The organism is Coleofasciculus sp. E1-EBD-02 (genome assembly GCF_040218245.1).
In the GTDB taxonomy this organism is placed as follows: Bacteria; Cyanobacteriota; Cyanobacteriia; order Cyanobacteriales; family Coleofasciculaceae; genus Coleofasciculus.
Window position 1 is genome coordinate 1 of record NZ_JAVJQN010000213.1, and the last position, 15,438, is coordinate 15,438.

A 15,438-nucleotide genomic window follows, 5' to 3' on the forward strand; every position below is an offset into this window, starting at 1 on the left:
CAGAAATCGAGTTAATTTTTGTAGAATTACCCAAATTCACGAAAACGCTGGATCAACTAGAGAGTTTAACAGATAAATGGATTTATTTTATTAAAGAGGCTCCCAGTTTGGAGGTAATTCCCCCAACATTTAGCCAATTTCCGGAACTAGATAAAGCGATGAATATCGCCAATCAAGCGAATTTTAGTGTAGAGGAAGTGGAAAAATTGCGGAAGCAAGAAATGTTCCTGGAAGACCAACGAGGATCGATTGTTAAGGCAAAGCAGGAGGGACTGCAAGAAGGATTAGAGCAAGGAATCCGATGGATATTCCGTTTTCTAGAGCGACAGTTGGGGTCAATTCCGCCAGAAATCAGTCAGTGGATTCAAAACTTATCGGTTGACCAGTTGGAACGTCTCGGAAATGATGTTTTTGATTTCAACAATTTAGAAGAGTTATCAAGTTGGTTACAGGAAAATGAGTGATTTTGGGGCGCTTGTGCGTAATGTTGCCGATTTTATAGTGAAATAATTGAGGAGAGATTAAAATGAAATTTATTAGTCCAAAGACTGATTTTGCATTCAAAAAGATATTTGGCTCAACAGACAGCAAAGATATCCTGATTAGCTTTTTAAATGCCTTAATTTATGAAGCCAATCCTGTGATTCAGGATTTAGAAATCATTGACCCCTATAATCCTAGAGAGGTGGTGGATCTCAAAGACAGCTATCTGGATGTCAAAGCCTTACTGGATAATGGCTCAACCGTGCTAATTGAAATGCAAGTCCTCAACCTAGCCTTCTTCGAGAAGCGGGTTATTTATAATCTGACCAAAACTTATGGAAATCAGCTAAAATATGGCGAAGGATATTCGTACCTGAAACCGGTCATTGCCTTAACAATTACCGACTTTCTCATGTTTGATCAGACACAACGGTATCTGACTCAGTTTAGCTTAAAGGAAAACCAGGAATTGTTTGATTATCCTGATCCAGAAATCGAGTTGATTTTTGTAGAATTACCCAAATTCACGAAAACGCTGGATCAACTAGAGAGTTTAACAGATAAATGGATTTATTTTATTAAAGAGGCTCCTAGTTTGGAGGTGATTCCCCCCACATTTAGCCAATTTCCGGAACTAGATAAAGCGATGAATATCGCCAATCAAGCGAATTTTAGTGTAGAGGAAGTGGAAAAATTGCGGAAGCAAGAAATGTTCCTGGAAGACCAACGGGGATCGATTGTTAAGGCAAAGCAGGAGGCATTACAAGAAGGAGTAGAACAAGGTCGTCAAGAAGAGAATATCCGATGGATATTCCGTTTCCTAGAGCGACAATTTGGATCAATTCCGCCAAAAATCAGTCAGCGGATTCAAAACTTATCATTTGACCAGTTGGAACGTCTCGGAAATGATGTTTTTGATTTCAACAATTTAGAAGAGTTATCAAGTTGGTTACAGGAAAATGAGTGATTAGCGTGATTATAACATTTGCCAACGGTTTAAAACTTTGTTGGCTATTTTTAGCAGGAATTACGCCAGGAAACCATGGCGTTAGAGATTGATGAGCAAATAATAGTATTACAGATAGCACAGTCATACCCGTAGGGTGGGTTAGGCGGTGATTCAATTGAAAAAGTTACCGGAAAATTAGATATCCGCCGTAACCCACCAATAAAAAAGGGAACCAAGCCCCTACGGGGTGGGAAAATTGAGACGCCAACCGGGTTTGACGACTTGACGCGATCGCGCAATCACCAGACAATCATCAGGTGTCGTTTCAGTTACGACTGAACCCGCCGCTACTGTGACATCTTCGCCCAAGGTTATGGGTGCCACAAGCACACTATTGGAACCTGTCTTCGTGCGATCGCCGATTTGAGTGCGATGCTTTTGTACCCCATCATAGTTGGCGGTAATCGTTCCTGCGCCGATATTCACCTGATCCCCTAACGTCGCATCCCCCAGATAAGACAGGTGGGCGATATTTGTGCGATCGCCAATTTGGGCGTTTTTCAGTTCCACAAAATTTCCCACCCGACAAGATTCCCCGACGCTGACATGCCCTCTAAGATGAGTATAGGGTCCGATTCGGCTATTCTCTTGCACCACCGAATCACTCACCACCGAAAACAGCGCCGTGACATTTTTCCCTAACTGACTATTTTCAATCAGACTTCCCGGTCCAATCCGACTCCCAGAACCAATTACGGTTTTCCCCCGCAGGTGGGTTTGGGGTTCAATAATGACATCCGGTTGTAATTCCACCGTGTCATCAATGGTAATACTATCGGGATTAATTAACGTCACCCCCGCCATCATCCAGGCTTCCTTGATCCGATCTTGTAAAATCTCATAAGCTTCGGCTAACTGGTTGCGGTTGTTGATGCCTAAAATTTCCTGGTAATCCTCCACATCAACCGCCATCACTGGTTTTAGCTGATGAATCGTATCGGTTAAATAATATTCTTTTTGGTCATTATTTGACTGTAGATTCGGCAGTATTTCTGCCAATTTCTGCCAATTGAAACAATAGACTCCCGCATTAATTCGACGGTTCTGCTTTTGGGCGGTGGTGCAGTCTCGATCTTCTACAATCTGAGTGACGAGGTTTTGTCCATCACAAAAAACTCGCCCATATCCTTGCGGATTGGGAAGTTGCGCGGTTAAGATAGTCGCGGCATTTTGATGGGTTTTATGAGTGTCTAATAATTGTTGCAGGGTTTGGGGGCGCAACAAGGGAACATCGCCATTCAGAACCAATAAATCCCCCGTAAATCCTTCTAAGTGGGGGAGGAGTTGTTGTACTGCATGACCGGTTCCCAATTGTTCCGTTTGTTCCACAAATTCGATATCTGGGAACTCGGCGAGAGAATGTTTCACAAGTTCTGCTTGATAACCGACAATCACCAGACACCGCAACGGATCGACACCAAGACAACTCTTGAGAACTCGTTCCACCATTGACAAGGAACCCAAATTGTGGCATACCTTGGGCAACTTGGATTTCATTCGTGTCCCGCGTCCTGCTGCTAAAATCGCGACTGCAACCATGATTGAGATAGGGGTGATCTGCTACCGAGTTATAGAGTTTCGCTCACTGATAATACCATAGTCGGCTCAAGTATTCCCTCCAAACGGGGTTTCTCGTGAGCATGACAACTCTGATATTGGCGTTTCACCCAAAGAAACCCTGGTTCTTGACCGATGCCCTAGTGATATTACACACCACTAACGGCTAGGGCTAAACTGACAATTTAGACTCTAAATTTTTCTCAACTCTTCACTATTTGTAACAGTATATTGATTAAAACAACAAAATTAAGTCATAGAATAAAAAGCATCAACTGTAACACCCAAAATAGATTAAGATATGTTGCTATTTTTTATAAACCTCAAAAAAACTGATTAATCCTCAATTCTTATTCTATTCATTGTGTTATAAGAAAGATACCTTGAATTCCCGTCAAGCAACTGGTTGAGATGGTAGGGATTTAACAACTGGATAGGGAAGGATCACCATGAAAACCATGTATCGACTGCTTATCCCCTTCTGCTTAGTCGCCGCGTTCACACCGACGCCGCTAGTCTCTCAACCGATTACACCAGCGACTGATGGAACAGGGACACAGGTTACACCTGATGGTAACCGCTTGGATATCCAAGGAGGTAGCGTTTCCGCAGATGGGGCAAATCTATTTCATAGTTTCCAGGAGTTTGGACTCGATTCTGGTCAAATTGCCAATTTTCTGGCAAATCCCCAGACTCGCAATATTTTAGGGCGGGTGATTGGCGGTGATCCGTCGATGATTAATGGTCTTATTCAAGTTACTGGAAGCAATGCTAACTTATTTTTACTCAACCCAGCCGGAATTGTATTTGGTTCAGACGCCCGGTTAAATGTTCCGGCTGACTTTACTGCAACCACGGCTACGAGTATTGGGTTTGGCAATAATAATTGGTTTAATGCTTTGGGTAACAATAACTACCAAAGTTTAGTGGGCGTTCCCAATCAATTTGCCTTTGACATTTCCCAGCCTGGGAGTATTGTGAATGCTGGTAATTTAGCGGCAGCCGAGGGGCAGAATTTAACGTTACTGGGGGGTACTGTGATTAACACAGGACAACTCACTGCACCAGGAGGAACGATTACTATTGCGGCTGTACCCGGTCAAAATTTAGTCCGGATTAGTCAACCGGGAAACTTATTGAGTTTGGAGATTTCTCCCCGTCCAAGTAATCCCGATGAACCGCTACAGCTAAATCCTCTGGATTTGCCAGTATTGTTAACGGGGACAGGAGATACTGTAGAAACTGGATTAACTGTTTCTCCAAGGAACGAGGTGCAGTTAACTGAATCGGGGATAACCCTACCGACTGAAGCCGGAACAGCTATTGTTTCCGGTAATTTGGATGTATCGACGCCAGACTTTTCAGCTTCACCCCAGATTGGTGGTGAGGTTAATATTTTAGGTGATAACGTGGGACTTATTGACGCGACGATTAATGCTTCTGGTGCGAATGGTGGGGGTACAGTACGGATTGGCGGAGAGTATCAGGGAAGCGGTACAATTCCCAATGCTTTACAGACGTTTGTGAGTCACAATTCAGTAATTAATGCGGATGCGCTGATTGATGGGAATGGTGGAAACGTGATTCTTTGGTCAGATGAGATCACCCGCTTTTTGGGTAGCATCAGCGCCCGTGGTGGATTGGATGGCGGCGATGGTGGGTTTGTTGAAGTTTCGGGAAAGCAGGGTTTGGATTTTCAAGGTGTTGTTGATTTGTTAGCGCCTGCGGGTAATGTAGGAACGCTATTATTAGACCCAACAGATATTACGATTAGTACCGCAGCGGATAGCGGAAGTATGACGTTTGCTGGGGGCATATTTTCCGACACGATAACGACTCCCTCTATTCTTAATACGACGACTCTAGAGAATCAATTGGCTTTAAGTAATGTCACCGTTTCTACCGCTTCGGGTTTGCCAGATGCGGGAACGATTACTGTAGATAATCCGATTACCTGGAGTAGTGACTCGTCCCTGACACTTGTTGCTGATAACGATATTAATCTGAATGCGAATATCAGGTATTCGGGAAGTGACTCGTCTCTGACACTGTTTGCCGATAATGATATTAATGTGAATGCGGATATCAGGTATTCGGGGACGGCTGATACTGCCCTGACGCTACAAGCGAATAATAGTATTCTTTTAAATTCAGATGTAGAGATAACAGCCGATACTATAGGGAAGTTAGATGTTACTCTTAATGCTGACCGAGATGGGAGTGGCGCAGGGGCGATTCTCCTTAACCCGGGTTCAGCTATCAATTCCAATGGTGGTGATATTATTTTGGGAGGTGGTAGTAATCCGTTAACGAATCCAGCGGTAGGCACAAGTGATCAAATGCTATTAGTAACTACTCCTGGCGTTATTCTGAACAATGCTGTCCTTAATTCCGGGATGGGCAATATTTCAATTACAGGTAAAGGCGTCGATGGTACAGATTCTGCCCTTGGTATTTTAGTCACAACCGGGGCAATAATTCAAAGCACCACGGGCAATATCACGCTGAGGGGAACAGGTGGGATGGGGGGAAATGACAATCGGGGAATTTTTCTTTTAGAAGCAGATACTAAAATCAGTTCAGTGGATGGCACTATTAGTTTAACCGGAATCGGACAAGGGTCAGGAGATGAAAATAGTGGCATTCGGGTCGATAACTTTTCCGGTGGTATGGGTCCCATTATTGAAACCACAGGGAGTGGCAATATAACCTTTAATGGTACGGGAAGTAGCGCCGGAACTCAAGCCAATGATGGTATTGTTTTGGGTGTTGGTAATATCAGAATTCGTTCAGCCGATGGCGATATCAATCTGACGGGAGTTGGACAAGGTTCAACAACTCAAAGTGATGGCGTGGAAATTGCTGAAGGTTCCATTGTGGAAGCTATTGGAACGGGAAATATCATATTAAATGGTACTGGCGGGATGGATACAAGTGATAATCAAGGAGATAATCAAGGGGTGCGGATATGGAAATCCTCCCAGGTGCGAACCAATAGCGGAACAGTCGATGTAATTGGTGTTAGGGGTACAGGAATGGATTCCTATGGGATTCAGTTAACTGAAAATGGAGAGTTGGGACAAGAAACGCAAACGGGGAACTTGACGCTAACGACGGATACGTTGGATGTTGATAATACGTTTAACGTGGTGGGTACGGGACAATTACAGGTACAATCGTTAACCCCCAGTTTAGGAATTACGATTGGCGATACCAGCGTTGGTACATTAAACCTGGATACCGATACACTGGCTAGTTTCCAAAACGGATTTTCACAAATTATTATTGGTGGCGCGAATAGTAGTGGCGCAATTACCCTAGCTAATAATGTTACCTTTAATGATCCAGTAATTTTGCGATCGCAAACCAACTCAGGTTCGATTACGACTACAGGTTATACCTTAACCGGAATCGATGACGCCACGATTCACCTAGACGCGAATCAAGATATTATAACGGGCGATATTATTAATCCAGGTGGGGAGATTACCCTCACCAGCAATAACGGGATTATCGATACTCATCGCGGAATCCTCAATACTAGCGCCACAACCGGGGATGGAGGGAATATTACTCTCACGGCTAATACGATTAATCCAGGTTCTATTAATACCTCTGCGGGTGCTGGACGTGGTGGTAATATCAGCTTGAATGGTACTGTTACTCTGACTCAACCGGATACAACCTTCACCACCACAGGGATGACGGTTGGCGGTGATATGATATTCACCAATACCCTCAATGGTGTCACGGCTAATACTCAAAACCTGACCCTAAATTCAGGTACGGGTAATATTACGTTTGAGGATAGCATCGGGAATACGGTTAATCTGGGAAACTTAAACATCAATAGTACAGGTATCACCCAATTTAAGGGTTCTGTAACCGTTCAGAGTCTGACTACCGATGCCGAGGGTATGACTCAAACTCGTGGTAATGTGATAACGAACGGAGAGTTGGGTCAAACATACCGTGATGATGTTACTCTTGTTGGCGATATTGAATTAACGGGTAACGAAATTAATTTTTTCGGGAATGTATCGGGGAATGGGACTTTGACTTTACAACCGTTTAATCCCAGTCACGCGATCGCGCTTAACGGTGCAACCGATACTAACACAGAAACACTAGACCTGTCAGTCCGGGATATCAACGCCTTACAACAGGGTTTCGAGTCTATAACCATCGGGCGTAATAACAGCAGTGGCGCGATTACCCTGGCTGATGATGTGACGTTTAATGACTCGGTGACATTGCGATCGCCCATGGGTGATGGTTCGATCAATACCACTGGATTTACTCTAACCGGAAACGGTGACATTACGCTACTAGCGAACCAAGATATTATCACAGGTACGATTAACAATCCAGGCGCAGCGGTGACGCTGACGAGTCTTTCAGGAAATATCAATACTGATGCGGGGACAATTTACACCCGATCAAGTACAGGAAACGGAGGCGCGATCGCACTCAATGCCGCTAATAGTATCACCATTGGGAATTTCGACGCGAGTTCTGCATTTGGAATGCCAACACCCATTACCCTGAATGCAGGAAACCAGATTACATTCAATCGTTCCCTGAATTTACCGGGCGATTTCTCAGTGAGTGCCAATACGATTATTTTTAATCGCACAGTTGACGGAACTTACCAGCTAAACCTGGATATCGATGGTGGTATTGTTCAGTTTAATGATCGGGTTGGTCATTTGCAACCGTTGCAAAATTTGCGGGTAGAAGGAGAGATTACCACCACCAATCAGGAAGGGATAGATATTACAGCCGAAAATACCATCACAACCGATACTATTACTGCCCCTGGCGGGATTCGTTTATTCAGCCAAAACGGACAAATATCCACAGGTATTCTGGATACCTCGGCTGCGGGTAATAGTGGCACGATTACCCTGACTGCTGATGAGACAATTCGCGTTAGCCAGATTAATACTCAGAGTTCAGATGGTATCGGCGGAAACGTGGAAATTACCACCAATCGTTTTTTCCAAGCGACTGACGCTTTCATCGACCAAAATGACATCAATGCCAGTATTTCTGCGGCTGGAGAAACCGAGGGTGGCACGATTATTATCCGTCATGGGGGAAACGGTATTGTTCCATTTATTGTGGGTAATTATGAAACCAACGGGACTCGCGGTGCAATCACACGAGGTAATGCTACGCCAGACCAAACCATTGCCCCCAATCAAGTTTATTTCCGCACTCATACCCAAGATCAAGAACGGATACAAATTATATCATCTCCTATTCCTTCCCGTGCCGATGAAGTACTCATGCGAGAACCCAAACCCACGCTCGATACTAATTTAAACCCAGAGTCGTTAAACAATCTAATTGGACAGGGTTTAACCACAGAAGTACAAATACAGGAAAATCCGGAAACAGGAGAAACGAGTCAGGTACGGCGATTTTATACACCCGGAACATCAGCTATCGATGTTAATAATTTCTTAGCCGTTGGTCAAATTGATAAACTCTTTGAAGAGCAATTTGAGACATACTTTCAACAAGATTTGACCCGTGAAATCGTCACCGCCGAAAGCCTGCGAGACACCCTAGTAACCATAGCGGATCAAACGGGAAATAATTCCAGTGTTGTCTATGTCCGTTCACGTCCTGATTACCTAGAACTTATATTAGTCTTGCCGCAAGGCTATCCCATTCACAAGATTGTCCCAGAAGCCAATGCCCAAGCCTTACAGCAGACATTAAACCAATTTCGCCAAACAGTTACGGATATCAATAAAGCCAAAGCTTACCTTACCCCCGCGCAACAACTTTATAATTGGATAATTGCCCCTCTAGAATCTGAGTTAGAAGCCATGGGAATTGATACACTAATCTTTTGTATGGACTCCGGTTTGCGGACAATACCCATGGCGGCGCTGCATGACGGTAATCAGTTTCTGGTGGAAAAGTATTCCCTGGGTTCTCTACCCAGCATCAGTCTCACCAATAAGCGCTATAACTCCATCAAAAATGTTCAAGTTTTAGGTATGGGAGCATCTGAATTTACCGATTTATCCCCGCTTCCGGCTGTACCGAAAGAATTGCAGATAATCACGCAACAATTATGGTCGGGTAAATCATTTTTAAATGAAGAATTTACTCTAAATAACCTGAAACAAAAGCGTCAGCAATTTGGCATTATCCACCTCGCCACTCACGCCGATTTTAGACCTAATGAACCCATTCACTCCTACATTCAACTTTGGGATGGGAAACTCCGATTAAATCAACTAAGACAAATCGGTTGGCATCAGCCGCCTCAAGTTGAGTTATTAGTCTTGAGTGCTTGTCGCACCGCTATTGGCGATGCGAATGCGGAGTTAGGGTTTGCTGGATTAGCGGTGAATGCGGGAGTGAAATCTGCCTTAGCTAGTCTTTGGTATGTCAGTGATGGCAGCACATTGGCGCTGATGAGCGAGTTTTATCGGCAATTGAGTCAACCTGACGTGACGATTAAAGCAGAAGCATTGCAACGCGCCCAAATTGCTATGCTACGGGGACAGGTGCGTCTGGAGAATGGTCAATTACACGGTATTGGTATGGGGGGAATTCCTTTACCCCCGGAACTAAAAGGCAGAGGTAATCAAGATTTTTCTCATCCTTATTACTGGGCGGCATTTACAATGATTGGTAGTCCTTGGTAGAGGAATATTTTTGAGGGAACCTGGTTTGTAGGGGCGGGTTTCACTACTATCGTTTCTTGGCTAACCCAGATGTAACTAAACCCGCCCCGACTGAGTGTAATGTAGCACTACGCACTCGGAATTATAATTTTTCAACGCAGAGGGGCGCAGAGGGTAGCGCAGAGGGGCGCAGAGGAATTGGCTGTATTTGAAGGACAAGTTTCCAAATGTTCTCTACCCTCTACACCCTACACCCTACACCCTACCCCCTACACCCTGTCTCAGCCATAATAGCCCGTGAAAAGTTAGCTGCACCCCTACTGTCTCCTGAAACTTTACCTGATGGGATTCCGGAAAAATTGTTTATCTATAGAAATATGGAAAATGAGGGTGACTTGAGCAAGGGTAAGCTATCAAAAAGTCCCCGAAGCAGCAGGAAGTAAACACCGAAATGCCACGCCAGATAAGTGTTTTAGATAGGTTTTATGGAGCAGCAGTCTATAGTGAGTTACAAAAAGTCATCGGATGGAGTCGCATTAGAACCTCAAGCCGAAGCGACGCTATTCGATTTCCGTTGGTTTTTCCAGCTACCCCCTGTTTTAAAGGGTATGGGAGTGAGCATCGCCGCCTGTAATACTGTGGTGATCTCATTTGGGCTTTATTCTCTGTTGAATGCTGTTCCATCGAACCCGGATCTTGACCGATTGGAACGGGCGAGGGCAGAATATGATGCGGGAAACTTTCAAAAGGCGATCGCACTGGCTAAATCGATTCCCCAAGAGAGTGCTTTGTATCAGGATTCTAAGACTAGCCTCAAACGGTGGCGACGGGAATGGCACACAGCCGCTGCTCAATACCAAGCCGCTGAACAAGCGTTGAAGGAAAAACGATGGCGGGATGTGTTGGAAGAAGCTCGTAAGATGGAGGGTGTCCGCTTTTGGCGGCGTAAAGTTGAATCCTTGGTGGAACAAGCCAAACCTGAGTTAGAAGCCGAAGCTAAACAACTACTGAATCAAGCTTATGCCAAAGCTCAAAAAAAGGATTTTACTGGCGCGTTGAACTTGCTCAACCAAATTCCCTCAGAGACAACAACGGCGGCTAAAGTTCAACCGAAATTAGCCGAATATGAAGAAAAACAACGCATTAAAGCGGAATATCTTTTACAACAAGCCTATAACCAAGCCGCCCAACGAGATTTTAAGAGCGCGTTGAACTATCTGTCCCAAATTTCGCCAGGTACATCCGCCTACGATACGGCTCAAATTAAGATGGCTGAATATTCGCAAAAGCAGCATTTTAAGGAAGAAGTTGAGAGAACCGTTCAACTGGCGAGGAGGGATTCAGAGGAGCAAGAAGAATCGTCTGAACCTTTTTCTACAGAACCGTTTATTTCTACCGAAACGGATGAAAAAAAATTAGAACTTAATCCCGGAAACCAACTACAAGAGGTTACCCATTAAGTGCGTCATTTGTCATTTGTTATGCGTTGATTGGGAAATCTCTCCCAGCTTCTCCTGCTTCCCCTGCCCCCTACCCCCACCACCAGACTTATTCAGCAGACCCTAACGTACTAGCTATCTCATTAATCCGTTGACAAACCGATTCAAAATGATTAAGTACCTCATCATTCCTAAACCGAACAACCCGCAAACCATAACCTTCTAATATACGGGTTCTTTCAACATCGTATACCTTTCCTTGATCTGTAGAATGAGACTCCCCATCTATTTCAATCACTAATTTCAAAGCCGCACAGTAAAAGTCAACAATGAAGTGATCAATAGGTCTTTGTCGCAGTATTCGGAATTTGAAAGTTCTCAGGTAGCCTCGCCAGAGTTTTTTCTCGGCTGGGGTGGGATTTTGACGCATAGATTTCGCTCTATCCACTAGGCGCGAATCATAGGGAAGATGAAAGTTTGTGGTGTTGAGGTTTCGGTTTCCTGATGTTGGTAATGCCATTTTTATGAAAAAAAATCTATCAACAGAGAACTTGAAATCCGGTTCCCCCCTTGTGAAGGGGGCCTAGGGGGGCTCTCCTCTCAAGTTATATATAATTGTATTCCATCGGTTTGTGGACTTCTCCGTGCCGTTTAGATCCCCCTAAATCCCCCTTAAAAAGGGGGACTTTGAGATAAAATAGAAGTTTAAATCCGGTTCCCCCCTTGTGAAGGGGGGCTAGGGGGGATCTCCTCTCAAGTTATTCCTGCACCCTAATGGAACTCAAGTCAGTGGCAGAAATAACGTCTTTCCCCTTAAATTGCTACCTGAAATTAACTCCCGTCTGAGTCATCCCATCCAAACTAATCCGTGGAATCGGGACAACCTGAAGCGGGACAAGGATGGCGAATTACTCATTTACATCCCTTGCCCTTTGGTGATGCCATGGTGCGGTTTTTGTTTACCCTTTGTGGTAAAAAAGATTTTACTTGGGAGTCTCAGGGTAAGGTCAATGTCACGTTTGGAGAATTACAACCCCATTTTCAACCCTTCTTTCCGGAATGGAAAAATAATTTAGTCCTGACAAATAACGAGTTCACGGATGGGATTTATGTCTTTAAAGTATCCCTGGAAAAGGCTTGGCGGCGCATTGCCATTCCCGCGAATTTTGAATTAGAGGGGTTAAGCGATAGTATCCTGGATGCCTTTGACTTTGATCATGACCTTAAGGTAAGGATCAGCCGTTGGGAATTGAGGCGCGGGACTACTTATAACGACTGTTTGACACGAGTGAAACGTTTCTCCATTTCCTCTAATTCTATCGCCCCCGTAAACACCTCCCCATTCATAACAAAAAAGGGAGTTCCAGTAATTCCCAAACTCTCCGCTAGCTGAATATCCTGACTAATCGCCGTTTCTGCTGCTTGGCTATTGCGATCGCGATTAAATTGGTCTACATCTAAATTTAACTTCTTGGCTGTTTCAATATAAAACGACTCCCCCAGTTTTTCTTGCTGAGTAAACAGCACATCATGATACTCCCAAAACGTCCCCTGTTGAAACGCCGCCCATGCTGCTTTGGCGGCTGAGATAGCTTGGGGATGAATTGAGGCTAAAGGGTAATGTTTATACGTCAACGTCACCTGATCTTGATGCTTTGCCATAAACCGTTGCACCGTTTTATGCGCCCTGCCACAATAGGGACATTGAAAATCAGAAAACTCTACCATGACAATCTTGGACTGAGACGCCCCTGTCGTCGGTGACTCTCCAATAACGGCTTGAGGATTGGTTTTAAGTTCCTGAACAAACGCTTGCTGGGCTTGTTGGAGTTGCTGTTGGACACGTTGCTGATACGCCTGAACGGATTCCAGAATCACTTCTGGGTGTTCGCGAATCACTTGCAACACTTGTTCTTCTAATTTGGGACTCACTTGGCTAGCGGCTTGAACGGGTAGAGAAGTGCCGAATAAGGTAATACAAAGAAGCAACGCGATCGCACAAAGCCGAAATGGGTACATGGTTGAATGGTCATGGTTCATGGTTCATGGTTCATTGTAACGGGCAGGCAAGCGGTAAGATTTAATTTATCGGAACTATTGCGATCGCACCATTTGTTCGTTCGTAGTCGGCGCTTTAGCGCTAGAAGATATAGCAACCGCCAAGGTTAAACAATCTCAGATGGTTCTGCAAACTCCAACCTCCGCCAAACACCAAGAACCCCTTGTCACCTGGGAAAAACTTCCCGACGATTTCATTTTGCCCGATGATCCCGTGGAAAACATTCTACAACCGCCCCTCGCCGCCGCCCTGACAGACGCTTTAGATGCAGCCAATCGCCTGAATTCGCAACTGTTAATCGCCTCCAATTTTGGTCTTGTCGCGACAGTGGAGCAGAAAATAGTCGTCAAAGCACCAGACTGGCTGTATGTACCCCAGGTATTCCCGGTTGCAGAAGGCGTAATTCGCCGCAGCTATACCCCCAATCTGGAAGGGAGTCCAGTTAGCGTCGTCATGGAGTTTTTATCAGAAACTGAAACAGGAGAATACTCAGTACGACCAACATTTCCCTATGGTAAGTTCTACTTCTACGAGCAAATTCTCCAAGTTCCTACCTATGTGATTTTTAATCCCCTAGCGCCAATCCTAGAAGTTCACCGCTTGCAAAATAATCAATATATATTGCAACAACCCACAGCGGAAGGACGCTACTGGATTCCTGAATTAGAACTATTTTTAGGCATCTGGTATGGTACTCGATTAGGCTTAACCAGCAATTGGTTACGCTGGTGGGATGAGTCGGGAAACCTGTTATTGTGGAGTGCGGAACAAGCTGAACAAGAACGCCAACGGGCTGAACAAGAACGTCAACGGGCTGAACAAGAACGCCAACGGGCTGAACAAGAACACCAACGCGCTGAACAAGAACACCAACGCGCTGAACAAGAACGCCAACGCGCCGAACAAGAACGCCAACGCGCTGACGCTGTGACAAATAACCTAGAGCAAGAACGGCAACGAAATCAGGCGTTGATGGCTAAATTGCAAGAGTTGGGTATTGATCCCAACACGTTGTCCTAACCTAGCGATTTAGGATATCAGTTCGTGAGCAAACTCACTGAATCGGCGATCGCCCTGAGTCGGTAGGATGAAAGAAAGCTGTAGTCAAACTGAACCATATCCTATGTCTGATGAGTCTGTGGGAAATCTTCAAGAACCGTTCCTCGCCGCCGCCCTAACAGACGCTTTAGGTGCTGCCAATCGCCTGAATTCGCAAATGTTAATCGCCTCTAATTTCGGACTTGTGGGGGCAGTTAATGGGAACATCGTGGTCAAGGCACCCGACTGGCTGTATGTACCCCAGGTATTACCCGTTCCAGAAGGAGAAATTCGCCGCCGCTATACACCGAATTTGGAAGGCAATCCAGTTGGGGTTGTGATGGAGTTTTTGTCAGACACTGAAGCGGGAGAATACTCCATACGACCCAGTTTCCCTTATGGGAAGTTATTTTTCTATGAGAAAATTCTCAAAGTTCCTACCTATGTGATCTTTGAGTCCCTAGCCGTAGTCCTAGAAGTCCGCCAATTACAAGATGATCACTATGTAGTGCAACAACCCACAGAAGAAGGACGCTACTGGATTCCTGAATTGGAGCTATTTTTAGGCATTTGGTATGGTACTCGATTAGGCTTAACCATCCCCTGGTTACGCTGGTGGGATGAGTCGGGAAACCTGTTATTGTGGAGTTCAGAACAAGCCGAACAAGAACGCCAACGGGCTGATGCGATCGCAAATCAGCTAGAGGAAGAACGGCAACGTAATCAGGTGTTAATGGCGAAATTACAAGAGTTGGGCATTGATCCCAACACTCTATCCTAATCAGTTTGACGGTGGCGACGGTACGCAACTCCGCTGATCCCCAGCATGAGTAGTCCCAGCAACACACCAGGTTCAGGCGTCTGGGCAGTTTCTTCATCTGCGAAGGCTATCCAACCCGCTCCGTCTAAGCCCCCAGCTAGCGATGGGATAAACTCATCATCAATCAAACTCCCGGTTTGACCGTCGTAGCGTAATACTTTTCCTGGAACAGGTTCACCAATTTTTTGGGTGGGATTACTACTGACATACAGATCACCGTTGGGTGCGAAGACAGGTTGAACAGGACTGATACATTTACGCGACACAATACGGGAAATTCCCGGACAATGCAGCGATAGCAACACCATCTGAATTGATGGTGAAGGCGGTATCCCGCAAAGCTTTGAGCATAAAGCCCAAAGCGCCATTCATGTCTCGCGGCA

The 15,438-nt window shown here is 45.0% G+C and carries 10 protein-coding genes; 6 read left to right on the forward strand and 4 right to left on the reverse strand.

Going from position 1 to position 15,438, the window contains the following annotated elements:
- Positions 1 to 464, forward strand: a 464-nt coding sequence (locus RIC07_RS33100) for a DUF4351 domain-containing protein (protein WP_446398228.1), incomplete at its 5' end; no start/stop codon positions are given.
- Positions 465 to 526: 62 nt separating this feature from the next.
- Positions 527 to 1,450, forward strand: a complete 924-nt coding sequence (locus RIC07_RS33105; protein WP_446398229.1) for an Rpn family recombination-promoting nuclease/putative transposase — start codon at positions 527 to 529, stop codon at positions 1,448 to 1,450.
- 222 nt (positions 1,451 to 1,672) lie between these two features.
- Here the strand turns inward: RIC07_RS33105 and glmU are convergent, their stop codons facing one another.
- On the reverse strand, positions 1,673 to 3,031 hold the full coding sequence (gene glmU / locus RIC07_RS33110) for a bifunctional UDP-N-acetylglucosamine diphosphorylase/glucosamine-1-phosphate N-acetyltransferase GlmU (RefSeq protein WP_446398230.1): 1,359 nt from the start codon (positions 3,029 to 3,031) through the stop codon (positions 1,673 to 1,675).
- Between the two features lie 476 nt (positions 3,032 to 3,507).
- On the opposite strand from glmU, the gene RIC07_RS33115 reads away from it, so the two are divergent.
- Positions 3,508 to 9,720, forward strand: a complete 6,213-nt coding sequence (locus tag RIC07_RS33115) for a CHAT domain-containing protein (RefSeq protein WP_446398237.1) — start codon at positions 3,508 to 3,510, stop codon at positions 9,718 to 9,720.
- 482 nt (positions 9,721 to 10,202) lie between these two features.
- A complete protein-coding gene (locus tag RIC07_RS33120; RefSeq protein WP_446398231.1) occupies positions 10,203 to 11,159 on the forward strand; it encodes a hypothetical protein in 957 nt (318 codons plus the stop codon).
- Positions 11,160 to 11,247: 88 nt separating this feature from the next.
- Here RIC07_RS33120 and RIC07_RS33125 read toward each other — a convergent pair whose 3' ends face one another.
- Both RIC07_RS33125 and RIC07_RS33130 read right to left on the reverse strand, forming a co-directional pair.
- Positions 11,248 to 11,658 carry an endonuclease domain-containing protein gene (locus RIC07_RS33125; RefSeq protein WP_446398232.1) on the reverse strand — a complete coding sequence of 137 codons (411 nt, stop codon included), beginning with the start codon at positions 11,656 to 11,658 and terminating at the stop codon, positions 11,248 to 11,250.
- 746 nt (positions 11,659 to 12,404) lie between these two features.
- Positions 12,405 to 13,178 (reverse strand): DsbA family protein, encoded by a 774-nt coding sequence (locus RIC07_RS33130; RefSeq protein WP_446398233.1) that lies wholly within the window; start codon positions 13,176 to 13,178, stop codon positions 12,405 to 12,407.
- A gap of 139 nt (positions 13,179 to 13,317) precedes the next feature.
- Between RIC07_RS33130 and RIC07_RS33135 the strand changes: the two genes are divergently transcribed.
- The gene (locus tag RIC07_RS33135; protein ID WP_446398234.1) at positions 13,318 to 14,217 is read left to right on the forward strand and encodes a Uma2 family endonuclease; all 900 of its coding nucleotides are present in this window, start codon (positions 13,318 to 13,320) and stop codon (positions 14,215 to 14,217) included.
- A 103-nt stretch (positions 14,218 to 14,320) separates the two neighbouring features.
- The gene (locus tag RIC07_RS33140) at positions 14,321 to 15,016 is read left to right on the forward strand and encodes a Uma2 family endonuclease (protein ID WP_446398235.1); all 696 of its coding nucleotides are present in this window, start codon (positions 14,321 to 14,323) and stop codon (positions 15,014 to 15,016) included.
- Here RIC07_RS33140 and RIC07_RS33145 read toward each other — a convergent pair.
- On the reverse strand, positions 15,013 to 15,321 hold the full coding sequence (locus RIC07_RS33145; protein ID WP_446398236.1) for a PEP-CTERM sorting domain-containing protein: 309 nt from the start codon (positions 15,319 to 15,321) through the stop codon (positions 15,013 to 15,015). The genes RIC07_RS33140 and RIC07_RS33145 overlap by 4 nt on opposite strands.
- Positions 15,322 to 15,438: the final 117 nt, after the last annotated feature.

What these genes read in the sequence shown, in the direction of transcription:
- RIC07_RS33105 (WP_446398229.1), top strand. Translation starts at nt 527, where the DNA reads ATGAAATTTATTAGTCCAAAGACTGATTTTGCATTCAAAAAGATATTT.
- glmU (WP_446398230.1), bottom strand. Translation starts at nt 3,031, where the DNA reads ATGGTTGCAGTCGCGATTTTAGCAGCAGGACGCGGGACACGAATGAAA.
- RIC07_RS33115 (WP_446398237.1), top strand. Translation starts at nt 3,508, where the DNA reads ATGTATCGACTGCTTATCCCCTTCTGCTTAGTCGCCGCGTTCACACCG.
- RIC07_RS33125 (WP_446398232.1), bottom strand. Translation starts at nt 11,658, where the DNA reads ATGGCATTACCAACATCAGGAAACCGAAACCTCAACACCACAAACTTT.
- RIC07_RS33130 (WP_446398233.1), bottom strand. Translation starts at nt 13,178, where the DNA reads ATGAACCATGACCATTCAACCATGTACCCATTTCGGCTTTGTGCGATC.
- RIC07_RS33135 (WP_446398234.1), top strand. Translation starts at nt 13,318, where the DNA reads ATGGTTCTGCAAACTCCAACCTCCGCCAAACACCAAGAACCCCTTGTC.
- RIC07_RS33140 (WP_446398235.1), top strand. Translation starts at nt 14,321, where the DNA reads ATGTCTGATGAGTCTGTGGGAAATCTTCAAGAACCGTTCCTCGCCGCC.